This is a genomic window from Neptunomonas antarctica (assembly GCF_001305295.1).
Taxonomy (GTDB): domain Bacteria; phylum Pseudomonadota; class Gammaproteobacteria; order Pseudomonadales; family Balneatricaceae; genus Neptunomonas; species Neptunomonas antarctica.
This window is the reverse complement of record NZ_LJSI01000053.1, coordinates 55,880-79,503: the sequence shown is the minus strand read 5'-3', so window position 1 is coordinate 79,503 and position 23,624 is coordinate 55,880. Positions and strand designations below refer to the sequence as shown.

At 45.8% G+C, this 23,624-nt stretch carries 18 protein-coding genes and 1 tRNA gene; 8 read left to right on the top strand and 11 right to left on the bottom strand.

Annotated features, from left to right (window positions below; all coding sequences use genetic code 11):
* The first annotated feature begins 131 nt into the window (after positions 1–131).
* Positions 132–1,049, top strand: coding sequence for a choline sulfate utilization transcriptional regulator (locus tag Nant_RS15110; RefSeq protein WP_054342498.1), 918 nt, complete (start codon positions 132–134; stop codon positions 1,047–1,049).
* 70 nt (positions 1,050–1,119) lie between these two features.
* Here the strand turns inward: Nant_RS15110 and lhpI are convergent, their stop codons facing one another.
* From lhpI to hisB, 6 genes are all read right to left on the bottom strand, one after another.
* Positions 1,120–2,085, bottom strand: a complete 966-nt coding sequence (gene lhpI / locus Nant_RS15105) for a bifunctional Delta(1)-pyrroline-2-carboxylate/Delta(1)-piperideine-2-carboxylate reductase (RefSeq protein WP_054342497.1) — start codon at positions 2,083–2,085, stop codon at positions 1,120–1,122.
* A gap of 40 nt (positions 2,086–2,125) precedes the next feature.
* Positions 2,126–5,239 (bottom strand): efflux RND transporter permease subunit, encoded by a 3,114-nt coding sequence (locus Nant_RS15100; RefSeq protein ID WP_054342496.1) that lies wholly within the window; start codon positions 5,237–5,239, stop codon positions 2,126–2,128.
* Positions 5,217–6,341 carry an efflux RND transporter periplasmic adaptor subunit gene (locus Nant_RS15095; protein ID WP_054342495.1) on the bottom strand — a complete coding sequence of 375 codons (1,125 nt, stop codon included), beginning with the start codon at positions 6,339–6,341 and terminating at the stop codon, positions 5,217–5,219. Before Nant_RS15095 ends, Nant_RS15100 begins: the two co-directional genes overlap by 23 nt.
* A 113-nt stretch (positions 6,342–6,454) precedes the next feature.
* On the bottom strand, positions 6,455–7,228 hold the full coding sequence (hisF, locus tag Nant_RS15090) for an imidazole glycerol phosphate synthase subunit HisF (protein WP_054342494.1): 774 nt from the start codon (positions 7,226–7,228) through the stop codon (positions 6,455–6,457).
* A 73-nt stretch (positions 7,229–7,301) separates the two neighbouring features.
* Positions 7,302–7,949 (bottom strand): imidazole glycerol phosphate synthase subunit HisH, encoded by a 648-nt coding sequence (gene hisH / locus Nant_RS15085; protein ID WP_054342493.1) that lies wholly within the window; start codon positions 7,947–7,949, stop codon positions 7,302–7,304.
* Positions 7,950–7,963: 14 nt separating this feature from the next.
* The gene (gene hisB / locus Nant_RS15080; RefSeq protein ID WP_054342492.1) at positions 7,964–8,557 is read right to left on the bottom strand and encodes an imidazoleglycerol-phosphate dehydratase HisB; all 594 of its coding nucleotides are present in this window, start codon (positions 8,555–8,557) and stop codon (positions 7,964–7,966) included.
* Positions 8,558–8,796: 239 nt separating this feature from the next.
* Here hisB and Nant_RS15075 point away from each other — a divergent pair, with 239 nt between their 5' ends.
* The 4 genes from Nant_RS15075 to Nant_RS15060 all read left to right on the top strand — a co-directional run bounded on the left by Nant_RS15075 (position 8,797) and on the right by Nant_RS15060 (position 12,539).
* On the top strand, positions 8,797–10,998 hold the full coding sequence (locus Nant_RS15075; protein ID WP_054342491.1) for an AsmA family protein: 2,202 nt from the start codon (positions 8,797–8,799) through the stop codon (positions 10,996–10,998).
* Between the two features lie 66 nt (positions 10,999–11,064).
* On the top strand, positions 11,065–12,117 hold the full coding sequence (mutY, locus tag Nant_RS15070) for an A/G-specific adenine glycosylase (protein WP_054342490.1): 1,053 nt from the start codon (positions 11,065–11,067) through the stop codon (positions 12,115–12,117).
* Positions 12,118–12,131: 14 nt separating this feature from the next.
* On the top strand, positions 12,132–12,404 hold the full coding sequence (locus Nant_RS15065) for an oxidative damage protection protein (RefSeq protein ID WP_054342489.1): 273 nt from the start codon (positions 12,132–12,134) through the stop codon (positions 12,402–12,404).
* Between the two features lie 59 nt (positions 12,405–12,463).
* Positions 12,464–12,539, top strand: a tRNA-Phe gene (locus tag Nant_RS15060).
* Positions 12,540–13,240: 701 nt separating this feature from the next.
* On the opposite strand, the gene Nant_RS15055 is transcribed toward Nant_RS15060, so the two are convergent.
* The 3 genes from Nant_RS15055 to Nant_RS15045 form a co-directional block, all read right to left on the bottom strand.
* Positions 13,241–14,287 (bottom strand): AAA family ATPase, encoded by a 1,047-nt coding sequence (locus Nant_RS15055; protein ID WP_076495887.1) that lies wholly within the window; start codon positions 14,285–14,287, stop codon positions 13,241–13,243.
* 16 nt (positions 14,288–14,303) lie between these two features.
* Positions 14,304–15,353 carry an aliphatic amidase gene (locus Nant_RS15050; protein WP_054342488.1) on the bottom strand — a complete coding sequence of 350 codons (1,050 nt, stop codon included), beginning with the start codon at positions 15,351–15,353 and terminating at the stop codon, positions 14,304–14,306.
* A gap of 464 nt (positions 15,354–15,817) precedes the next feature.
* On the bottom strand, positions 15,818–16,210 hold the full coding sequence (locus Nant_RS15045; RefSeq protein WP_054342487.1) for a hypothetical protein: 393 nt from the start codon (positions 16,208–16,210) through the stop codon (positions 15,818–15,820).
* Positions 16,211–17,026: 816 nt separating this feature from the next.
* On the opposite strand from Nant_RS15045, the gene Nant_RS15040 reads away from it, so the two are divergent.
* Together Nant_RS15040 and Nant_RS15035 are read left to right on the top strand one after the other, a co-directional pair.
* Entirely contained in the window at positions 17,027–19,336 is a 2,310-nt protein-coding gene (locus Nant_RS15040; RefSeq protein WP_162224950.1) for a bifunctional diguanylate cyclase/phosphodiesterase, read from the top strand.
* A gap of 394 nt (positions 19,337–19,730) precedes the next feature.
* Complete coding sequence (locus Nant_RS15035) at positions 19,731–21,161, top strand: GGDEF domain-containing protein (protein WP_082400304.1); 1,431 nt, start codon at positions 19,731–19,733, stop codon at positions 21,159–21,161.
* Between the two features lie 68 nt (positions 21,162–21,229).
* On the opposite strand, the gene Nant_RS15030 is transcribed toward Nant_RS15035, so the two are convergent.
* Both Nant_RS15030 and Nant_RS15025 read right to left on the bottom strand, forming a co-directional pair.
* Positions 21,230–21,859 carry a hypothetical protein gene (locus tag Nant_RS15030; RefSeq protein WP_054342484.1) on the bottom strand — a complete coding sequence of 210 codons (630 nt, stop codon included), beginning with the start codon at positions 21,857–21,859 and terminating at the stop codon, positions 21,230–21,232.
* 1 nt (position 21,860) lies between these two features.
* Complete coding sequence (locus tag Nant_RS15025) at positions 21,861–22,619, bottom strand: MBL fold metallo-hydrolase (RefSeq protein WP_238377160.1); 759 nt, start codon at positions 22,617–22,619, stop codon at positions 21,861–21,863.
* Between the two features lie 379 nt (positions 22,620–22,998).
* Here Nant_RS15025 and Nant_RS15020 point away from each other — a divergent pair, with 379 nt between their 5' ends.
* Positions 22,999–23,613: a glutathione peroxidase gene (locus Nant_RS15020; RefSeq protein ID WP_238377159.1), complete on the top strand. Its 615-nt coding sequence runs from the start codon at positions 22,999–23,001 to the stop codon at positions 23,611–23,613.
* The last annotated feature ends 11 nt before the right edge of the window (positions 23,614–23,624 follow it).

Genomic DNA, 23,624 nt, shown 5'->3' with positions numbered 1-23,624 from the left:
AAATTCCATGTTTACAGCGTGTTGATAGATTTCAGACGAACGATCTTTTTTGTCTTGATGGGTTAGATCTTCAACAAAAAAAAAGATACTGTAAACGGGTTTAAAATTAATGATAAATATAAGTTGTACTTATGCTACTTTCAGAAAGATTACCTTCAACCCAAGGCTTGCTCATCTTTGAAGCCGCCGCACGCCATAAGAGTTTTACCGGGGCGGCCCAGGAATTGGGGTCCTCTCAATCGGCGGTCAGCCAGCACATAAAGGGGCTGGAGCGCAGCTTAGGACTCACACTATTTCGCCGTATTTATCGCGGTGTTGCACTGACTGAAGAGGGAATTCATCTTTATATCGCCGTTCAGGGAGGCTTTCAGCAGATAGTCTCCTGTCTGGAAAAACTCCAAAAAACTCGTTTACACCAAGCCATAAATGTCGCAACTGATTTTGCTTTTGCCGCCTATTGGCTATTACCCCGACTGCCTCGTTTCAGGGAATTGCATCCGGAAATTGATGTACGCATCATCACATCACAAGGTCGCTATGATTTTGCAGGGCAAAATGTCGACGTTGCGATTGTGTTTGATGGACCACAACCCATACAGCCGCACGCATTTAAGCTTTTCAGTGAAGAAGTTTTTCCCATCTGTAGTCCCGCATTTCTTCAAGCTAATGGCCCGGTGGCGAGTCATAAAAAGCTGGCATCCATGCCTTTACTCAAGCTCGGAACGGATGCCGGCCAGGGATGGTTTGACTGGCCTGGCTACTTTCAGGGGCGCCGCAGTCAGATAGTTCCGGGAGAAGCCGTTCTGACCTTTAATAACTATACTTTATTGATACAGGCCGCGATTGCCGGCCAGGGGCTGGGGCTAGGCTGGGCCACGCTGGTAGATGATCTGATTGAGAGTAAGATTTTGGTGGGCCTGCGAGAGTTTAGCCTGAGTTCTGAAAGTGGCTATTATGTGGTCGAACCGCAGCCACATGAGCATCTCAATGCTAAACAGCACTTTATGGACTGGTTGCTGGCAGAAAGAGCTGAAGGATTAAGCGGTTAGCCCTTAATCCTTCAGCAACGTAAACAGACGCTCTTTAATTAGAATCTCTTTCACTAAAATCTGAGGCAACTCAGCTGAGCTGCTGATACACCAGATAAGCCGCCGCCAAATCCGACAGCGCCGTACCGACCGACTTAAATAGTGTGATCTCTGCCAGCCCTGCGTCGCCTGGCGAACGTCCCGCAATGCGGCCATGACATAAGTCTGCCAGTTCGCCCTGCACTTGCTCTGCGGAAAAAACACCTTCTGCTATGGGAAACAGTAGCTCACCTGCTTCATTAAGCACATTCAAACGGCTATCCACAAAAACTCTGGCCTGCTGTACTGTTTTTGAATCACATTCACGCCGATCGCGGCTATGATTTCCCACCAGATCAATATGGGTGCCCGCGCTTACCTGCTCATAGCTAAACAAGGGTTCAGAAGCACCGGTAGCACAACTGATAATATCCACTTGACCGATGACGCTCTCAGGATCACTCACAGCCTGTACCTGAAGATCAGGTCGTTGTGCCTGAATATAAGCAACGGTTGCTGCAATTTTTTCAGGCGTACGCCCCGTCACATAAATAGTTTTTAACGGCCGTACACTGGCATGTGCCAACGCCATATAAGGTGCTAATTTTCCGGTACCAAACAACAGCAAACTTTTCGCATCCTTTTTAGCCAGATAATCCGCTGCTAGAGCAGACACCGCCGCCGTTCGCCAAAAAGTCAGCTGCGTACCATCGACAACAGCTAACGGCTCACCCGTTGGGCGGCTGAATAACATCATTTTAGACGCCAGCGTTTCCAGCCCTTTAGCCGGATTTCCCGGCAGATGAGTAAAGGCTTTAACGCCCATCACCTGATCATTCCATGCGGGAAGCACAGCGAAGGAGTCATTTTGAGGGCTAGCGTTATCACCCACCGCAGGCAGATGATAGACATGACGTTGCGGCATACCGAAATCATTGGAAAAAGCTGTTCTGAGCGCCGCCACTAAAGGAATAAACGATAAGGTTTTCTGAACATCTAGCGCTTCAATAACGAGCATATTTATACCTTAATAATAGGTTTTTCATTTAGCTGCTTATTTAGTTTTTTATAACAGGAGAACGGCTCATACCAGAAGAGCTTTTCATAACAGCAGCATTCCCCATAAACAGACGATACAGTAACGGTATCACGAACAAGGTAAGCACCGTAGAGAAAGCTAACCCACAGACGATCGCGGTAGCAACCGGCCCCCAAATCAGTGAGTGTCCCCCTAAGCCCGTTGCCAGTGAAAACAGCCCGGCAATGGTCGTCAAGGATGTAATCAGAATCGGAATAACACGACGACGCGACGCATAGAGAGTCGCATGTAAAACACTCATTCCGCTTTCCAGACGCTGGTTCGCTGCAGATATCAACACAATAGCCGCATTGACCGCAATACCGGCTAACGCCACGACACCGTACAAGGTATATAAGCTCAAGGGGTTCTGAGTTATCCACAACCCAAGTACCACACCGGTGAACGCCATCGGCACCGTCGCCATGATCATAAAGGGCTGCCAGTAACTCGAGAACTGCGTGCCAAGAATCAAGTACATCAGGCCAACGCCAAATAAGAAGAGCACCGCGATTGAATCCATGCTCTCCTGGATATCATCGAGCTCGCCTGAAAAATCCAGGCTGGTATTCGGGTAGCGGGGTTGGTACTCGTCATTCCAGTGCGTTAGCAACCATGCATTGGCTTGCACCGTATCCATTCCCCCTTCTTCTATATCCGCTTCCACAGTGATCGCGCGACGAAAATTGTAGTGCCTAAGATTGCCGATACTCATTTGATAATCAGCATATACCAACGAAGAGAGAGGCGTCATATTGCCCTGAGCATCAGGAAGCCGGAACGCCAACAGATCATTAATATTCTGATAGGGTTTAGGCTCAGCCTTCACCCGGACCTCCAGTTTTTTACCACGCGATTGCATATCGGCAACCACTTCACCGTCGACCAATAGTTGCAGCGTACGCAGGACTTCCGAGGGGTTGATACCGGCAGCGGTGATGGCTCGGTAATCCGGTTTCAGTGTCATGGCCATACGCCCATTTGCCGCATCATCACCAATATCTTTTACCCCAGGCAGCGCCAGCAACATCTGTTGCATATCTCTGGCTGCCTGGCCGATTTCAGCATAATCATTGCCGCGTATTTTCACGCTGATAGGTTTAGAGACGGGAGGACCACCGGACATGCGTAAGAAAGAAACCCGCACCGGGCCTGCAACACGCATCACATCGGCGCGCATGGCATCCATGATCTCATCGACACTGCGATTTTGTGCTGTTTTAGGCTTTAGACCGACTAGTATCTGACCATACTGATCACCAAAAAACGGCTCCATTTCAGTAAACATCTGCCCGGCATAACTGGCTACCGCGCGAACATCTTCAGTATTAAGGTGAGCTTTCACTTTTTGCTCAACTTCCAGCACTTTTTCCAGAGTGCGCTGCAACGGCATCTCCGGAGGCATTTGGATATTCACATAAAAGAGGCGCAACGGATCCGCCGCGAAGAAATCCATTTTAATCTGGCCAGAAGCAATTAAGCCGATGGAGCCGATAAATAACATCACCATCGCGACCAGCGTGATCACAGGTCTTCGTAGTGTTTTTAATAAAGAGCGAATATAAAAACGCTGTATTTTACGCGTCATAGACTGACGTAATAGTTGTGTACGCGAGGGCTTATCTAAAGAAATTTTTGCCACCAGCACATGCGCGGGCAACATCCAAAAGGCTTCTAAAAGGGAGATCGCCAGTGCGATAGTTACCACCATAGGAATAACACGCATAAAATCACCAAGAATGCCGGGCAATAGCATTAAGGGTAAAAAGGCGGCCATGGTTGTGAGTACGGCCGTTGATACCGGTTGCGCCACTTCGCGCAACGAAGCCAGCGTAGCCTCCATCGGGCTGTCGCCATGCTGCAAGCGGTAATAGATCGCTTCCACTACCACCACGGCGTCATCCACCAGCATCCCGAGTACAATCACTACGCCTAATAAGGCAACCACATTGAGCGTCTCTCCCATCCCCCACAGCACCCAAAAAGTACCTGCAAGGATAAAAGGAATCCCGATAGCGGTCAGTAGAGCGATACGCAGGCCCAAAAACAGCCACGCCACCAGTAAGACGAACAACAAGCCAATACTGGCATTATTCTGCATTAAGGTGATCGCTTCGCTGGTCGGCACCGTTTGATCATCAATCAGCTCAAGCCGCACACCGGCTTGTACTTCAAGCGCGTTACGCTCTGCCATGTATTCTTTAACACGCTCAACTAACTCCAGCGTGTTAGCACTCTCTTTTTTGAGAATAGCCATCATCACGGCAGGCCGGCCATTTAAACGGGCCAGTTGCGTCGATTTCTCGTGGCCACTCACTACCTCAGCTATACGATCCAGACGGATATCACCGCCACTGCCCACCAGCGGAATTTGCTTCACCTGATCCGGTGCAGCATTACGTCCTTCTAAGCGCACCAACCAGCTTTGATCACCTACGTTGACGCTCCCCGCAGAGACATCTTTAAACCATAAGGCGACCGAATTCGATACCTGCACCGGCGACAACCCCAGCGACTGCAATGCGTCCAAATCCAGGTTTATCTGTAACTCAGGGTCATCCAGTGCGACCGGATCGATTCGATCCACACCTTTAATGCGCTCCAGATCTTTTCGAATATTTTCAGATTGTTGGCGTAAATTATCATCGTCAGATAACGCCGTAATCGCCAGCATCGCACTAGGGAATGCATTGGAGGAGGTAATCTCTAAAATATAGGGTTCAGACGCTTCCGCAGGCAAGTCACGCTCGGCATTTTGTATTTCACGTCGAATCGAGCTTACATGCTTATCAAAGGTTCGCCCATCAATGTCCTCAAAGCGAATCAGCATACTGGAGATGCCTTCACGGCTATTTGACGAGACAAAACGGATATCCGCTATATTACGAACCGCGTCTTCCAAAGGATTAGTAACACGCAGTTCAACATCCTGAGCCGACGCGCCGGGCAGTGCAGTAGTGACAGCAATCCAATTAAAATTTATCGTCGGGTCTTGTTGCCGAGGTAACATCATGTAAGCAATGGCGCCAATCATCAGCACCAAAACAAAAGTCAGATTAGCCAGTACATGATTATTGAGCAGGCGTGCCAGCATCAGCCTTTACCTCACTCCTTGAGCCATTATTTATAGCTGTTGCTTCAATCTCTACTTTGTCTCCTGCTTCGAGCACATGCTGCCCCTGTACGATGAGCAACATATTATTTGCAGAAGCCGGCGAGAGCCCTGGTTCAGCCGAGGCTTGCAACAGTGCTGCCTGCCCTTCTTTAGCACTGGGTAAGGCAATAAATTTTGCCACACTATTTTCGACTAGCATCATGCCCAGTGAGCCGTCTCTCCTGACCAGATATTCAGGCGGTATCGAGGGAACTGACGATTGCCAGACGACTTCACCCGACGCACCACTCAGCGCAGCATTCAAAGCAGAACTATTAATAAAATTGAGACGGACTTCCTGCGTGCTCGCAGCTTGATCGATTAAGGGAACTACCGCCCGGACTGAAAGTGGGTATTTATTTTTATTCAGGGCGAAGTAGATACGACCAGCAGCCTGCATGGATTCAAGCTGCGTCGACAACAGACGCGCACTGACCTCTGCCTGCGATATATTTAACAATTTAACCAACGGCGTCCCGACAGAGAGATAAACACCTTGTGCCGTCATTAGCTGTGTTATCACACCATCAAAAGGGGCTTTAATCATACAACGACGCGTGTTGTGCTGTGCCTGCTGCACTTGAATCTTCTGGCCTTTAAGCTGTGCCGTTAATGCACTTAACTCTGTTTGACGCTGGTTGAGAAGTTCAGTAGAGGCGCTGCCCGATTTTTGTAGTGTACGGATACGTTTAAGCTGCTGCTGTGCAAGCGTTACCTGACTCGCCATCGCGTTGACACTTTGCTTTGCCTGCTCTTCAGACAGAGCATAATCCTGGCACTGCAGCGATGCGACCTCTTGTCCTTTACGTACGAAATCACCCACCTGCACATGCAAGCTTGCCAACACACCCGAAAGCTCTGTGCTCAGTAAGATATGCTGTTCATTAACAACATCAGCGGGTGCTGAATAAAATGTTTTTTGTAATACATCAGCTAACGGCTTAACTCTGACCAGCGTATCTGCCAACGCACTTTGAATACCTGCCTGAGTACCGAGCAAAGTGACACAGCAGATAATGATCATTTTCTGCCTCATACTCATTCTGTTGACTCCCTTGGTTCCTTCCACCCTTTTACCTCCCGCCTCCTTTTGATCGATAGCCATTTAGCATCTACAAAAAACCCAGCCAAAGCCGGGTTTATTATACTGACAGGTTACAGGCGCACTTCTATGCCTTTGGCCCGCATATAGGCTTTTGCTTCTGGTATCGAATATTCATTAAAGTGGAAAATAGATGCCGCTAATACCGCATCCGCTTTGCCTTTTAATACCCCATCAACCAGATGGTCCAGATTACCGACACCGCCGGAAGCGATAATCGGCACATTAACCGCATCGGAAATAGCCCGGGTTACGCCTAAGTCATAACCGTTTTTGACGCCGTCCTGATCCATCGATGTCAGCAGAATTTCGCCCGCGCCTAACGCGACCATTTTTTTCGCCCACTGAACCGCATCCAAGCCCGTTGGCTTACGGCCACCGTGCGTAAAGATCTCCCATCTATCGGGCTCACCGGCAGCGGAAACTTTTTTAGCATCAATAGCCACGACAATACATTGCGAGCCAAAACGCTCGGCGGCTTCACGGACAAAATCAGGATTCGTCACAGCAGCACTGTTGATAGATACTTTATCGGCACCGGCGTTTAGCATGGTGCGGATATCTTCACAGGTGCGAATACCGCCACCGACCGTTAAGGGAATAAACACCTGCGAGGCCATACGTTCAACGGTATGCACCATGGTTTCACGGCCTTCATGGGTAGCGGTGATATCCAGAAAAGTGATTTCGTCAGCGCCTTGCTCATCATAGCGTTTGGCGACTTCAACCGGATCGCCGGCATCGCGGATATCGAGAAACTGCACACCCTTAACCACACGTCCATTCTCAACATCCAGACAAGGGATAATTCGTTTTGCTAATGCCACGCTAGTTCTCCTTAGAAGGGCTTACCGGAAGAATACTTAAGAGGATTACATAAGCTGTGCCCGCAGGCGCAACTCAGGGCTTTCCATCCCAGTTGATGAAATTTTTCAACAGCTGCAAGCCCGCCGAATGGCTTTTTTCCGGGTGAAACTGTACCGCAAATACATTGTCACGCGCCTGCGCTACATCAAAATCCACACCGTAGTTGCAGGTCGCCGCCACTTGCTGACGCTGCGCGGCTTTTACATAGTAACTGTGCACAAAGTAAAAGCGGCTGCCGTTTTCTATGCCCTGCCATAACGGATGATCACCCGTTTGCTGTACTTCATTCCAGCCCATGTGCGGCACTTTTAAGCGTTCTCCAGCGTCATCCTTCAGATGATCGCCAAAGTAATTGACCGTTCCTTCAAACTCACCCAGACAATCAACGCCGCCATTCTCTTCAGAACGCTGCATTAATGCCTGATAGCCAACACAGATACCCAGAAACGGACGGCCCGAACGAATCGCTTCGGCCACTTCTTTATCCACACCCTGTTTGTAGATCTCGGCCATACAATCGCGGATAGCACCCACACCCGGTAATAATACACGGTCTGCATTCGCTACCTGCTTAGGGTCAGAGGTCACCAGCACTTTAACACCGGGCTGCACATGCTCCAGCGCCTTAGCGACGGAGTGCAGGTTACCCATGCCATAGTCGATAACGGCAATGGTACTCATTTAACAGTACTCATTTATAGAACACCCTTGGTTGACGGCATCATATCAACGGCGCGCTGATCAATAGTCAGCGCCATACGCAAAGCACGACCAAACGCTTTAAAGATCGTTTCAGCCTGGTGATGCGCATTAAAGCCTTTGATATTATCGATATGCAGGGTGACGCCGGCATGATTGACAAATCCCTGAAAAAACTCCCAGAACAACTGAGTATCCAAACGGCCGATAGAACCGCGCGTAAATTCGCAATTAAAACTCAAGCCCGGACGACCCGAAAAGTCGATAACAACGCGTGATAGCGCCTCGTCCAGTGGCACATAAGCATGGCCATAACGCGTCAGGCCTTTTTTATCGCCGACTGCTTCTTTAAATGCTTGTCCCAGCGTAATGCCTATATCTTCAACCGTATGGTGATCATCAATATAGGTATCGCCATTCGCTTCAATGCTGATATCAATCAGCCCATGACGAGCAATCTGGTCCATCATGTGCTCAAGAAATGGCACGCCCGTATCCGCACTAAATTTACCAGTGCCGTCGAGATTAATAGATACGGTAATCTGAGTTTCCAGAGTTTCCCGGTTTACTGTAGCCTTACGCTCAGTCATGCTTATCTCCGCTGTTCAAAACTGTTTCAAAACAGAAAACTAACATTATATAACTACCAGCCTCAGGATGCACCGCAGCAAATGATTAACGTCAGTTCACATCGTTCATGCAAGCTATGAGGCAGTGATACAGACAGTTATATGAGTCATTATATGGGTAGTTATATGAACAATTTTCGCTACACTGGTCGTTAGTGTGTATCTAACAGGTTTTATTGGAAAAAAGGAATAGAGTCGTTATGGGCAAGCTAATTAAAGTCATTTTGGGCCTGGTCGTCGTATGTGTGGTACTGATTGTAGCGGGCGGAGCTATCCTCACTGCTTTTTTTGATCCTAACGACTATAAACCTGAAATTGAACAGGCGGCTCTCAAACAAGGCGGTATAGAGTTAAATATTGGCGGAGAAATCAGCTGGTCGGTTTTTCCCCGGTTAGGTTTAACGGTTAACAATATCGACGCCCGCTTCCCGGACCAGGATTCGCTGGCTCACCTTGATCTGGCACAAATATCTGTACGCATTCCTGAGTTACTGTCGGGTAACGTTAAGATGAGCAGCATTATTATTGAAGGCCTTAAGCTCAATCTGACAAAAAACAAAGCCGGCCAAATCAACTGGCAAACAAATGCGCTGACCGACACTTCTGCTGCAGCGTCGCTTAAAGAGGCTATTAAAGAATCTGCACCAACAGACAACACGGCCGAATCAGACACGCCATCCCCAAGCAATGTACAGATCGATATTGAAAGTGTGCAGATCATCAGCGGTGCCGTTAACTATACCGACGAACAAACGCAGCAGAATTATCAGTTAACCGATATCAATTTAGAAACCGGCCGCATCACGAATAATCAACTGTTTCCTTTCAGCTTGAACCTCAATGCTAAACAACACCAGAACGGCAAGCAGCTAATGGAAGCAGCCGCTCAACTTGAAGGACAACTCCTTCTGGATCTGGCTAAGCAGCAGTATCAGCTTAAGGGATTTAGCGGCGAACTAAATATACAGAACGACACCAGCCTGCAAGTCTTGTTTAAAACCGACGCCAGCATCGATCTTATCGCACGTCAGTTGATGCTAGACAACTGGCAGGCCGATATTGCCAACCTAAAGCTTAACGGCAAACTGCTTATCTCGAATCTGGACACCCTGGATATGAGCGGCACCGTAACCGCCGCACCTTTCGCGCTTAATCCACTGTTAGCAACACTGGGACAAGCCGCCGTAGAGACGGCGGATCCGAAAGCCTTAAAAAACATTGGCTTTATCAGCACCTTTAGCGGCACCGCAGACCTGATCAAAACATCGACACTCAGTATTACTCTGGACGACACTGTGTTTGACGGTAGTGCCAGCGTTAATCTTAAGAACAGCCGAATTGCCCTGAAACTGGCCGGAAACAGCATTAATCTGGACCGCTACCTGCCACCAGAAACAAAACAGTCGAGTGCTGCAGCAACGTCCGATACTGATTCAAAAACAACAACGGCAACAACGTCTGCGGAACGATATTCAAAACAAGAAATTATCCCTATCAAGCCACTGCAGAGCCTGAACCTGGCAGCGGCCGTCACCTTAAAAACGGCCAGCTATCAGAAAATCAAGATGAGCAATATTGATTTTTCTGTCGATGCCAACAACGGCATTGTCAAAGTTGAGCGTATTAATCTGGACATGTATGGCGGTAAAGTTCGCAACAGCGTCACGCTCGACGCGCGTAAAAAGCCGCTTAAAATCACCACGAATAAAGCGGTTTCCGGATTACAAATTGGCAAACTACTAACAGATATGACGGGTGAAGCCTCATTAACCGGCACACTCAGCACCCAATCAACCATGGTCACTTATGGGCAATCTGTACATAGCATCGTCAATAACATGAATGGCTCGGCTAATATCACCGTGACTGACGGTGTTGTAAACGGTATTAATATGGCGCAGGAACTCTGCCAGACTATCAACAATTTATCGGCTACCGGCTCGGCTCAACCGGCTCAGACCGTTGACCAGTCAACCCCCTTCGCCAAAATGGGCGGCAACTTCACGGTTAAAAACGGCATCGTCAGCAATAATGATTTAAGCGTGCAACTGGATGCGATGAACATCAAAGGCAGCGGTGCGGTTGACTTACCTAAGGCCACGGTCGATTACCAACTGGCGTTAATTATTCAGGAAAACCTGTTTAAGAAAACCTGCCCGGTTAATAATCGCCTGGAAGGCGTGGAGTGGCCCGTGAGATGCAAAGGTTCATTCGATCTTGAGCCTACTCAATTATGCAAACCCGATGCCCGCGCTATTCGCGACATACTAAAAAATGCAATCACCAGTAAAGTCAAAGAGGAGCTCAGCAAGAAAGTACAAGAAAAGCTGGGCGACAAACTCAAAGAGCAACTAGGTGGTGATGATGCCGTCAAAGGCCTGCTAAAAGGTCTTTTTAACTAACTCATGCTTAATCATTTATACCGACAACAAAGATTAAGCAAACGATAAAGCGATACCAAGCACACAATGACCCCTCTACAATTTAATGACGCCGTGCTGGGCTGGTTTGATCAGCACGGACGTCATAATCTGCCCTGGCAACAAGACAAGACAGCCTACGTCACCTGGATCTCCGAGATCATGCTACAACAAACCCAGGTGACGACGGTTATCCCTTACTTTGAACGCTTTATTGAGCGCTTCGCTGATGTTAAGACGTTAGCCAATGCCGAACAGGATGAAGTTCTGCATCATTGGACAGGGCTGGGCTATTATGCCCGCGCACGCAACCTGCATAAAACGGCACAGATAGTCTCTCGCGACTATCACGGCATCTTTCCACAAACAGTAGAGGAACTCGAACAACTGCCCGGCATAGGCCGCTCTACGGCAGGCGCGGTACTGTCGATATCTACCGGCAAACGCGCCCCGATACTCGACGGTAACGTGAAAAGAGTGCTGGCACGTTTTTATGCGGTAGAAGGCTGGACGGGAACCACCGCCAACCAGAAAACGCTCTGGGAATACGCTGAACGTAACACCCCCTTCACTCGCGCAGGTGATTACACACAAGCGATGATGGACTTAGGCGCGACGCTCTGCACCCGCAGCAAGCCGCAGTGCCAGAACTGCCCGCTGCAAACACACTGCACAGCCTTAAAGCTTGGCCGCAGCAGTGAATTTCCTCATCCAAAGCCGAAAAAAACAATTCCTGTCAAACAGACCATTATGCTTTTGCTACAAGACGAGCAACAACAAACGCTGTTGCAGCAGCGTCCGCCTACTGGCTTATGGGGCGGCCTGTGGAGTTTGCCCGAAGTTGCAGACCTTCGTGACGCCAGCAGCATCACAGGGCTATCACTGGATATTAACCGGGCAGAGCCGCTAGAACCGGTACGCCATACCTTTAGTCATTTCCATCTGGACATCACGCCGGTACGCATTCCGTGTAATAACCTTACAGACTGTGTCATGGAAGGAAATCCGACTCTCTGGTATAACATACAGCAACCACAGAATATCGGGTTAGCCGCACCGGTTAAACGGTTGCTACAGCAATACACCCGCACCACTGAATAGATTTGGAGAGATTAATGAGCCGTACCGTTATGTGCCGTAAATACAAAGAGGAACTGGAAGGTCTCGAAAAACCACCTTACCCGGGCCCTAAAGGACAAGAAATTTACGAGACCATCTCCAAAAAAGCATGGGCAGACTGGACTGCACATCAGACCATGATCATCAACGAAAAGCACATGAGCTTAATGGACCCTGCCACCCGCAAGTTCCTACAGGAAGAAATGATAAAGTTCATGGACGGCGGCGATTACGAAAAAGCCGATGGTTACGTACCGCCTTCAAAGTAGTTGTAGGAAAGATGTTGACAGGCCCGCTCTATCAGGGTTTAATACGCGCCTCTTGAGATGCCCGGATAGCTCAGTCGGTAGAGCAGAGGATTGAAAATCCTCGTGTCCTTGGTTCGATTCCGAGTCCGGGCACCAAGTACTGCAAGCCTCACAGTCAAATGTGGGGCTTTGTTGTATCTGGGCTCTGGTCCATATCTGGTCAGAGCAGCAGCTAAACTCAGGTAGCTACGTCCAACACCCCGCAAGTCACCTCTACAATTCGTCTTTTTATCATTACCAACGCTACATACTAAACCTTATCGTCTTTAAGATTTTTTCCTATATATTATTACTCGCTACTTAGTTAGTTTTTCAATGTCTGGTGCGCAGTCTTCACCAGTTTAGCGCCCCTAATGATTCCTTCGCTTTGGAGCCGCCTGCTATTTCGGTGATACAATCTAATGGGGTAACTCTGATGGCGAAGACTAAAGATGGTAAAAGATAAGAAGGTTACAGTGCGTGAGTACTAGCGCTCTACTAATTACTAACCTGTAACGCCCTGTGCACCACACTACTAAAGCAACTGATATATGCCAATCGCTGCATTCTAGATTCCACTCCCTCTTAGTCACATTAAACACAGGCTCTGAAGCTGTGTATAAATTAGCTAGACTTAAGCCGGCATTATCTATACCAGGAGCATTTATAGTAAACACCTTTGCATCAGTATTGTAAGGCAGTTGCTATGGTGTTGTTCTTTTGGCTCAGAGAAAACAGGACAGCGCCACTCAGGTATTGCCAGTGGTGGATCTTTTTCACGAATGGATGAGTAATATCGTGTGTCATACGCACAAACCTCAGATGGCGTTTACAGGTACTACGCATAGCTGTTGCTGGTAGTACGAGACCGTAAAGTCGACGTTGTCAGGGAATTGCAGCAGCGCCTTGGCAATTTTCGGCTCCAACTCTTTTCTGATGCGGCGTAACACATCTCTGGCGCCATAACGAATATCGTAATGGCTGGCGATATAATGTTTGACTGAATCATCCGCATACAATGAAGCATTGCGCGAACGCAGTCGTGCGTTCAGATGAGTGATTTCCAGCGTTACCAATTCGAGTAACTGGGTTGTTTCCAAACGGTTATAGGCGAGGATGCGATCGATACGGTTAATGAATTCCGGATCGAAATGAGCGGTCAGTGCGTCGTCCATAATCTCAGCAACTGACTTAGCCTTGCGGCTGAACAGACGTTTCCAGAGTGGATTGAGATTATTTTGAAGTTGATAGAGTTCGCGAGCACCTAGATTGCTGGTCATAAAGATCAGAGTGTTACTGAAATCGATCTGGCTGACACCGGATGTCAATGCCAGTTTTCCGGTATCAAGTATGTTCATGATGGCGCGCACAACATCCTGATCGGCTTTCTCTATCTCATCGAACAGCACAATGCCCGGCTCACTGAAGCTGCCTTTGATTTTATCAATATCAAACAGCGTCTGGCCTTCTTTGCTGCCCACATAGCCAGGCGGAGAACCGGTAAGTGCCGCTGAATAATGTTTTTGGGCAAGCGTATTCATATCAATGCGACAGAGTTTATCGGCGCTGCCGAGCATCGCCTTGCTCAGGCGTCTCACTGATTCGGTTTTGCCAACGCCGGTAGGGCCCAGCAGAAGAATCACCGCGAGGGGTCTGTCGGGAGAACCAAAGTCGGCCTTGAGTGTATGGACAATATCGTCAATCTCATCCAGCACATGATCCTGGCCGATAATAGCGGCTCTTAACTCTGCGATGACCTTTGCCGGGTCAAATTTGAATCGCGAACTTCGCGCTGCTTGATTGCGGTAACGCTGCCGGGTCTCGTCTGCTTGCTGCTGATCAATACGATCATTGATAAACGGCATCAAAAATCAACCAGTTTCATGTCTTGCCCGCTTGGTTTTCTTTTTCCTCAACAGGTAAATTGCCGACCGGGCAGTCGGCGACTCCAATGGTCGAACGTGTCATGGCTTCGACATCGCGCTGTGCCTTCTCGGCATCCATGACCCAGGTGCGGTAAAAGTCGAACGGACAATCAGCAATACCTTTATCACCATCTCCGGAATTATGGATGCCGGTATACCCACGGTGAAGTAATTTGAACAGATGATTTTGTGACTGATCATTAGCACGGGCATCGCGTATCTGTGATACGGAAAGCTGTGCATATTGCACGCCCATGTCTTCTTCGCCACACTCACCCAACGTGCGGCCATCAAAACCGATGAGGGCAGAGTGCCCGAAATAAGAATACACACCATCGAAGCCGGTGGCATTGGCAACCGCCACATAGCAGTTATTGGCCCAGGCCATGGACTTGGCCATCATGATTTGCTGCTCCTTGGCGGGGTACATATACCCCTGACAGCGAACAATCAGTTCGGCGCCTTTCATCGCACAGTCCCGCCATATCTCCGGATAGTTACCATCATCACAGATAATCAAACTGATCTTTAGCCCTTTGGGTCCTTCGGAAACATAGGTTTTATCGCCAGGGTACCAGCCTTCTATCGGACACCAGGGAATACATTTACGGTATTTCTGTACTATCTCTCCCTGGTTATTAATCAGTATTAGGGTGTTGTAGGGAGCCTTGGCAGGGTGATCTTCGTGGCGCTCGCCGGTCAGGGAAAAAATCCCCCAAGTATTCGCCGCCTTGCAGGCGGCACTGAATATCTGTGTTTCATCGCCCGGAATGGTGGCTGCGGTCGCCATCATTTCGTCGCGGTCGTACATAATACCCATGGTGCTGTATTCCGGAAAGACCACCAGATCCATGCCGGGTAAGCCTATTTTCATTCCTTTGATCATCTCAGCAATATTTCGCGCATTGGCGAGAACTTCCGCTTTATTGTGCAGGCGCGGCATTTTATAGTTTACGACGGCAACGCCGACTGTATCCGGGCTACTCGAAATATCACCGTGACGCATAAGAATCCTCTCTGTGTAGTAGTGATGGAATTATCCATCTGGTTCGGAGCATCAGCATGCCTCCAATGGGCATATCTGTAACCACTATGGATCAGTTTACATCAGTTGAATATACGGAAATCGTGCTCCTCATATACGGTAAACAACGTAGATACAGTTCAAGAAAGGGATCAGTCAGTTCATAGAAAAACACACGCGTAAGTAACCGTGGCAGTCAGTATTGATCAGAAATTACACGATACAATTATAGCCATAGTAATCTGTAACTAAGCAGTTATTGGTCACCTTAAAAACAGGTTCTTTTTAAACAGAATGGGGGTAAAGCTAAATGATGTAGCATCACGATGGATTGACTGCTGGAAGGTTTATCCCGGTATCGACTTCCGGGAAAAATGATAAATAGAAAGGAGTGGCCTAGGTGCCTTAGACATATGGGTGTCTTGAATAATATGACCACATCACTACTAGAACTGAATGTTAGGATCTAACTCCCCTAATAAGGCTGTTAACACATCCTTAACCTGAATATCCGCCGCTATTGCCGCATCAGATTCACCTATAGAATCCACATCGCCGAAGAAGCTACGTTTGATCGCAAACACCCTAGAACCAGCAAGCCCTGGGATATTTTTCTTTATCTGATTACGTCCTTCTTCATGAACATGCAACATTCCATCCTTACTCAAATGTCGTCCAATCATCATTAGTGATACATGACTTGTAATCTGTTTCATGTGCTCATTCGTGAAGTAAAAATACTGCTCATCGCTATAGCATATCGGCTTCAAGTTCGAGTCTTCAGCGTCATCTATATCAATAATACGATGCGCATTCGTAATCACCTCAGCACGCACCATTATCGCTCGTTCAACATCAGATTAGGCTTAAAACTCTTCAAGGCATGCATCAGTTACAGACTTAACTGCCTCAGAAAGCTTTTCTATCGTACATGGAAGAATTCCTAACTCAATCGCAATTTCACCCGTCATTTAAATCAATGCAAGCCTAGGCAGTACCCGCTGAATTGAATCATCTTTTGAAAAGTTATCACTCAAATTTTCTCTGGTCGCTCTCTGGTAACTACGGCAGGTATTAAGGTACATCTGCAGGAAACTGGGTGCACAATATCATGTTGATAACCTCAAGAAAAACAAGCCCCAGCTAGCAATGAGTTGTATCGGTAACTGTCGGATAGATCTGAGAAAGGGATTGAAAATCCTCGTGTCCTTGGTTCGATTCCGAGTCCGGGCACCATCTCAGTACATTGAAGCCTCGCTATTCTTTATAAGATAAGTGGGGCTTTTTTGTATCTGGGATTTGGTCAGAGCAGTAGCTAAACTCAGGTAGCACGAAATTTCAGATAATCAGTGCAACTGGTACGTTTCAACTGTAAATCATCTTCTTTGTCATAAACTCCTCACGCTTAGCTTCTATAGAAGATCTACTCAATTTATAAGACTTATTTAGCTATAGCACCCGATCTTAGTTAATTGATTCATCAATTGTAAATTTGCGGGGTTTTTGGCACTGCTGTACTTCAATAACGACAGAGGTTCAAATGCAGTCTTAGTAGATACAGCTTAAATTCAAAAATGATACGGGACTGCCCCTACTTATGCCATCTCATCATACTATACTGCACCCATCCATTTATGAATCAGGCCACGTTTGAAATGAAGAAAGACTTTTTACCTATTTTCAGAAATGATGACGGTAGGATGAGTATTTTTTTAGCAATCATAAGCGTCATGATTGCAATCATCCCAATGACGGTTTTATATTTTGCTGTAAACAATCAGGCTAAAATCACTTTAGCCGATACCTTATCGCAGGATCTAGAAGAAAAGTCATTCTTAATTAAAAACAATGTGGAGCGATTCTACCGCCAAAGAATGATTGATTTAAAAAATTTGTCTCAAGCCGATGTTTTAGAAACAGACAATTTTTCTGCAATAACCCAATACATTCAAGAAATCACAGAAAACAGCCCCTATTTTGTAGATGTTGAAATTGCTTCATTAAATGGTTTTATCCTCGCTAACTCATCTGAGTCTAGCGATCAGGGACTATCAATTTATGAACACTATGCCCACTTAAAGGACCTAATAGATGAAGCCTTTTCTAGTGAACAAGGTAAAGTAATCATTTCCCCTTTAACCCAATTAGATTCAGGCAATCTGGGTGTGGTTTTGATGACACCTGTTACCAATGATAGCAATACCGAAGTCATTAAATTACTGTTAGTTGAGGCAAGTTTGGAACCGATAAAGGCATTGCTCAAGGAACTTGACGATACCGAACCTAAATTTAGAAATAGCATTTCACTCATCAATAGTCATGGCCTAGTGATGGCCTCGAATGACGACAGTATTTTGCAACAGCAAATCCTACCCGAACTTTCCTTTGATCAAAAATTAATGATCAAAGCTAAATCGGGAAATAGAAAAGTAGGGCATTTCAGATTTTTAGATGGTAACCATGAACAGGTAATACTGGGCTTCGCAGATTTAGCGCATGAAAGCATTAGCCCAAATCTTAACTGGACTGTAGTGATAACAGCCCCTTATGAAAAAATACTTGCTCCGGCGGAAAAGCTTGCAACCAAGCTCTCTTTGGCGGCCATAGCTGTAGCTATAATTATATTTTCTTTGATGTATTTTGCTTCTCGAAAAATAATGGATGCGATTTGGCAAAAGGCAAACTTTGATCCGATTACCAAATTACCAAACAGAAGGTTATTTTCAGATCGGCTGGCCCAATCTCTGCAGCTCAGTAAGCGAACCGGTCACTCGTCCGTACTGATATATATTGACCTCGATAGATTCAAAGAGGTAAATGACTCTCTTGGACATGATGCAGGAGATCAACTATTAATTGAAACGGCAGACCGTATTGCTCTTCTACTACATGAAAGCGACAGTATCTCTAGAGTGGGTGGCGATGAATTTTCAGTCATTCTTAATGAAGTCATCGAGCCTATAAAAATTGATCGTATGGCGGAGTCAATAATTACCTCTTTGAATAACCCTTTCTATATAAAAGGCAATGCGGTATTTATCTCAGCCAGTATCGGGATTGCCATATACCCGACTAATGGCACAGATATTTCCACTCTTCTAAAATCAGCAGATCAAGCTCTTTATCACTCAAAAAACAGAGGCCGAAATAGATACTCTTTCTTCACTAATGAAATGCAGCAACTATCAGATAGGCGGCATCGCATTTCTAACGATTTACGTATCGCGATCTCCAATGGCGAGTTTGAGGTGTTTTATCAACCAATAACCAGCATGGCACCTACTGCAAGATTCAAAGCGGAAGCACTGATTAGATGGCACCACCCTGAATTAGGTCCTGTTAGTCCTGTGGAGTTTATTCCTATTGCAGAGGAAACTAATTTTATTTCTGAGCTAGGGGATTGGGTTTTTCATGAAACATTGAACACGATTCAACAAATTCAAGCCAAGCATAAACTTGAGTTGAATATCAGCATTAATATTTCACCCATCCAATTTAAATCTAAAAACCTTCTCACCGATTGGTTGGAACAACTGAACAAAAAGGGACTTTCTGGAAAAAATATCACTGTAGAGATAACTGAAGGCGTGTTGTTGGTTAATGATCCTCTTATTAACAACCAACTGCTGCAATTTAAAAATGCAGGAATTAGCATATCTTTAGATGATTTTGGGACGGGTTATTCCTCGTTAGCCTATTTAAGAAAATTAACGATCGACACCCTGAAAATTGATAAAGCATTTATTGATGATATTAAACAGAACAGTAATGAGTTGGCTTTATGTAAAGCGATTACAGTGATGTCAAAAACATTAGATCTGGAAGTGATTGCTGAAGGGGTAGAGACTGAGGAACAAGCAGCACTATTGTCTAATTTGGGCATTAATTACTGTCAGGGATATTTTTACTCTAAGCCATTACCTTTAAAGAAATTCATCAACTATCTATTAAATCATCCTAAATAACACTGGGTACTATGATGCATCACGACTGACGCCCCTACAACGGAGATAAAAGCAATACGTATTATTTTCATATACCTCTTGATCCTCTCTTAGTTAAGAGCAGTTTTCCCTTGTCGAGTCTCATTCGTGTTCAGTTTATTGCTTGTCTTTCTGAAACCGGCGGATTTATTCCCGATTTTCCGTATGCGAGAAGAAAATCATACAAGAGATTTTGGCGCTTCTTCACTGATTTCCAATAACTTCATCATTGTTCTTGTAGAAGCTTTCTCTACCTTAAACATCCGCTAGGCCATGGGTTTACACAAAATGAATAAGTAGTTCGTATTTACCCTGATAACCGCCGATAATAAACAGTCTGTCCAACGTCAATTTATAGCCTAAAATCAACTTCGCAATGTATATTCTAAAAAGAGCACCTATGTGGAAGCGGTTTGTTAGCAACAACTTTAAGTTCTCAATCCATGATGCGCAGTTTCACCGCGTATATATTATCAATATCTCTATTCTGCTGATTTCCATCACGTTATTTTTCTTCAGCGTCTATAACTTCATTGTCGTCGGCTATTACATGCTGGCATCGATAGAACTTGCTATTTTGCTACTGTTTATTGTGCTTCTAGGTTATTTCCATAAAACCTCTAACATTAGAATGACGTCCTACGGCATCTTGATATTACTCTATATAATATTAGCAGTGTTTATAGGCATCATTGAACATCGCGAATATGCGCTTTATTGGCTAACCGTCTTCCCTCCAATGGCCATATTTTTACTCGGCTACAAGAGAGGATTAATTACAAGCGGGCTATTTTTTGGCTACTTTCTAGCATTTATGCTCCAGCGTTATAGTCATTGGGAAGCCACCATATTTACTGACACATCGATTGTTAATATTGTTTTTGCGTCTACCTTCCTCACATTACTTATCGCCTATTTCGATCTGAGTCTTGAAAAGGTAAGCCGTGCCTTAACGCAGAAGACCAGAGAGCTGGAAGAAGAACAGGTCATGCTGGATAAGCACGTCATTATCTTCACATTTGACCTGGAGGGAATCATAACCAGTGCGAGCAAGGCGTTTTATGATATTTCAGGCTATCGTAAAGATACGTTGATTGGACAAGGCTGCCACATCAAACATCATTTTGAGATGAGCTCTGATTTATTTCAAAATCTGTGGTCGACAATCAGCCAAGGAGGGGTCTGGAATAGTGAGGTAAAGAGCCATAAAAAAGATGGTTCTGACTACTGGATGCTCGCATCAATAGAGCCTATTCGTAATGTCGATGGCAAACATATCAACTACCGTGTGATTGCAGAGGATATCACTGACAAAAAACGGATAGAGAAGTTTGCTATATCTGACTACCTGACCAAGCTTAACAACCGTGTCAAACTTGATGAGGAATTATTAAAAGAGATAAAGCGGGCAAACCGCTACAAAACACCTCTTAGTGTCATTATGCTTGATATAGATTATTTCAAAAAGGTCAACGATTCTTATGGCCATCAAATGGGTGATATTGTACTTCAGCAGATTGCACACATATTAAGAGATAATACCAGGGCAGTAGATACTGTTGGCCGATGGGGCGGAGAGGAATTTCTGATAGTAGCTCCGTCAACCAGCTTAGCCAGTGCGGTACAACTTGCTGAAATAATACGCGCGGTGATTGAAAACCATACTTTTGACATAATGGATAGCCAAACCGCAAGTTTTGGGGTCGCCTCACATCAGAGTGACGACACGCTTGAAACCTTAACCGCCCGCGCTGACAAGGCTCTTTACCGTGCAAAAAATAATGGCCGCAACCGAGTAGAAGCCTAGGTTTATACTCCCTATGCTTTGGCTATTTTTACTCATATTTCAGCTAATGTGTTTATCATGTGATCGTGTTAATTATTTATGGGCTGAATGTTTAATAGCGAAACAAACATCGAAATCACAATAGTACCGAACATAAAACAGAAGCCGCTGTGGAATAGACAGACAAACCAGGTCAAAAGGTTGGCAGGAGGGAATGCAGCCGCTAGTGTAAACTGCACATTCATCGCTTGTATAAGCGCCCATACAGGAAGCGCTAACTGAGTGTACAGGGGTATATTTTCAAATGAACAGATCAGCGCATACGAGGAAGCAAACAAGAACATCGCTGTCAGGTAGTTTACCAACCCCAGCACAATAACTCTGCCCGACGCCGCAACCATTGTGCCTTCGGTAATCTTACAGGTACCAAAAAGTATCACCCCCAGCTCCTTATTCAGGATTCCCAATGCTCTTAACAACAATGGAATGGCAAACCATCCCGGCAGAACAGGGGTCAGTATGAAAAACGCAATAGCGGCAAACAACCAGTAAACGATATACCTTTCAGACAACAAAAGTCGGCGGGTTCGCCAGATTTGCTGCTCGTTGCCCTCTTGAAAAGCAAGTTCACGTTTCTTCAAGTAACTATCAGCCCAGAAGTAGGGCGAGAGCGAATAAACGCCCTGGATTGTCAATTTAACCGTATTTGCGAACTGCATCTCAATCTATCTCAGGTATATGAATTATTTGGCCTGGCCGCATCATCCTGTCATGTTCGGGAATGTTTTGAACATCAACTCCATGACCAATAATGTAAGCATGCCCTTTTAAAATACACTTATTCAAAAAAGCGTCTAACTCTTCCATTCCGGCATGCCATTGGTTTCCTTTCGGCCGCGCATCAAAAATCGACACAAGACAGCAGGATATTTTTTCATATAGAGAAGGAAGGTAGCCACTATCTCCGGTATAACCAATCAGTGGTATCTTTCCGGTTCCGTTTGACCGACTGATCACGAAACCAAAACAGAGTTCAGAGTGCTGGGCGGCATGGAATGTTATAGAGAGGTCATCTACCAGAGGAATGCACGTCTCCGGCTCTGGTGATATCCAGCTAGCTAATTCTCCAGGCTGATAAAGCTCAGCATGCTCAGCCATCCGGTGGCGTTGTAATCTTTCTGAAACCGGTGCTGCAGCCATGATATTAAGACGCCTTCCCAGCGATTCTTCTACTCTCAGTACAACCGGCAATTCCCCTGCATGATCAGTGTGATTGTGAGTAATAACCACCGTCTCAGGTAACGAATAAACGTAGTATTTAAGTGCCTGAATCACTCCCAAACCAAGATCAACAAGCACAAGCGGCTCATCGTTTTTCAGAATAAGAAAACTGCTACTACAGTCCCCGTGATAAACGTGCCCTGCCCCACCAGAGACTCCCAGAACCAACAGGCTAATTTGCTCATTTTCAGGCTTCAATATCTTTTCCTTAGCTTCAGGTTTGTTCAGGCAATTATATAACTACTGTTGTAGACATGATGAATGCACGAGTCGCATCACCACTTCTTTATTAAGCGCTATTAGTTACCTGACTGATTATCTTCAAAAGTACCGATACTGCAACTACAGAGTCATATTTCAGCTTAGTAGTAAGGCTTCACTTCAGGTGACCAATGCAGATGGAGTGAAGATGAGTTACATAATCATGACGGGCAACCTATCAGATTATAAGTTATGTATGACCAAGAGAGTTTTTCGATCTGATTTGCACTGACTTACGTAGAAGTATGAAAAGCTCTATAAATAGTTCTATAAATAGTTCTATAAATAGTTCTATAAAAAGACGACCGGAGATCACATGAAACACGCTCTGCCTTTAACGGCAATACTCTTGCTGGCCATGTTAACCCTCTCTCCCTACAGCACGGCTAACAATGAGACCAATCAACAAGGTTCTGCTTGCTCTGCCACATCGACACAAGCACTGAACTATAGTTTTTTATTATTAGGGACCGAGCAACCGATAAATTTGTGTGACTATGATGGAAAATTGATCATGGTCGTCAATACGGCCAGTAAATGTGCTTTTACACCGCAGTATGATGGCTTGGAAGCTCTCTATACACGTTATAAAGATCGCGGATTCGTGATACTCGGATTTCCCTCTAATGATTTCGCCGGGCAGGAACCAGGAACAGAAAAGCAGATAAAAGATTTTTGTCAGCTCACTTATGGTGTCAATTTTCCGATGTTCGAAAAGGTCCATGTGAGACAGGGAGTAGATAATATATCGCCTTTTTATCAGCAACTGGCAAAAATGTCTGGGGAATATCCAGGCTGGAACTTCCATAAGTATTTAATCAGCGCCGATGGACACTTGCTTGCCAGCTTTAAGAGTCACATTACACCCAACGATGCGGCGATCATTAACTTAATAGAGCAAAACCTACCTACAGTAGCTAGCCATGAATAATTCGACGCATA

What these genes read in the sequence shown, in the direction of transcription:
- Nant_RS15110 (WP_054342498.1), top strand. Translation starts at nt 132, where the DNA reads ATGCTACTTTCAGAAAGATTACCTTCAACCCAAGGCTTGCTCATCTTT.
- lhpI (WP_054342497.1), bottom strand. Translation starts at nt 2,085, where the DNA reads ATGCTCGTTATTGAAGCGCTAGATGTTCAGAAAACCTTATCGTTTATT.
- Nant_RS15100 (WP_054342496.1), bottom strand. Translation starts at nt 5,239, where the DNA reads ATGCTGGCACGCCTGCTCAATAATCATGTACTGGCTAATCTGACTTTT.
- Nant_RS15095 (WP_054342495.1), bottom strand. Translation starts at nt 6,341, where the DNA reads ATGAGTATGAGGCAGAAAATGATCATTATCTGCTGTGTCACTTTGCTC.
- hisH (WP_054342493.1), bottom strand. Translation starts at nt 7,949, where the DNA reads ATGAGTACCATTGCCGTTATCGACTATGGCATGGGTAACCTGCACTCC.
- hisB (WP_054342492.1), bottom strand. Translation starts at nt 8,557, where the DNA reads ATGACTGAGCGTAAGGCTACAGTAAACCGGGAAACTCTGGAAACTCAG.
- Nant_RS15075 (WP_054342491.1), top strand. Translation starts at nt 8,797, where the DNA reads ATGGGCAAGCTAATTAAAGTCATTTTGGGCCTGGTCGTCGTATGTGTG.
- mutY (WP_054342490.1), top strand. Translation starts at nt 11,065, where the DNA reads ATGACCCCTCTACAATTTAATGACGCCGTGCTGGGCTGGTTTGATCAG.
- Nant_RS15065 (WP_054342489.1), top strand. Translation starts at nt 12,132, where the DNA reads ATGAGCCGTACCGTTATGTGCCGTAAATACAAAGAGGAACTGGAAGGT.
- Nant_RS15055 (WP_076495887.1), bottom strand. Translation starts at nt 14,287, where the DNA reads ATGCCGTTTATCAATGATCGTATTGATCAGCAGCAAGCAGACGAGACC.
- Nant_RS15050 (WP_054342488.1), bottom strand. Translation starts at nt 15,353, where the DNA reads ATGCGTCACGGTGATATTTCGAGTAGCCCGGATACAGTCGGCGTTGCC.
- Nant_RS15045 (WP_054342487.1), bottom strand. Translation starts at nt 16,210, where the DNA reads ATGGTGCGTGCTGAGGTGATTACGAATGCGCATCGTATTATTGATATA.
- Nant_RS15040 (WP_162224950.1), top strand. Translation starts at nt 17,027, where the DNA reads ATGAAGAAAGACTTTTTACCTATTTTCAGAAATGATGACGGTAGGATG.
- Nant_RS15035 (WP_082400304.1), top strand. Translation starts at nt 19,731, where the DNA reads ATGTATATTCTAAAAAGAGCACCTATGTGGAAGCGGTTTGTTAGCAAC.
- Nant_RS15030 (WP_054342484.1), bottom strand. Translation starts at nt 21,859, where the DNA reads ATGCAGTTCGCAAATACGGTTAAATTGACAATCCAGGGCGTTTATTCG.
- Nant_RS15020 (WP_238377159.1), top strand. Translation starts at nt 22,999, where the DNA reads ATGAAACACGCTCTGCCTTTAACGGCAATACTCTTGCTGGCCATGTTA.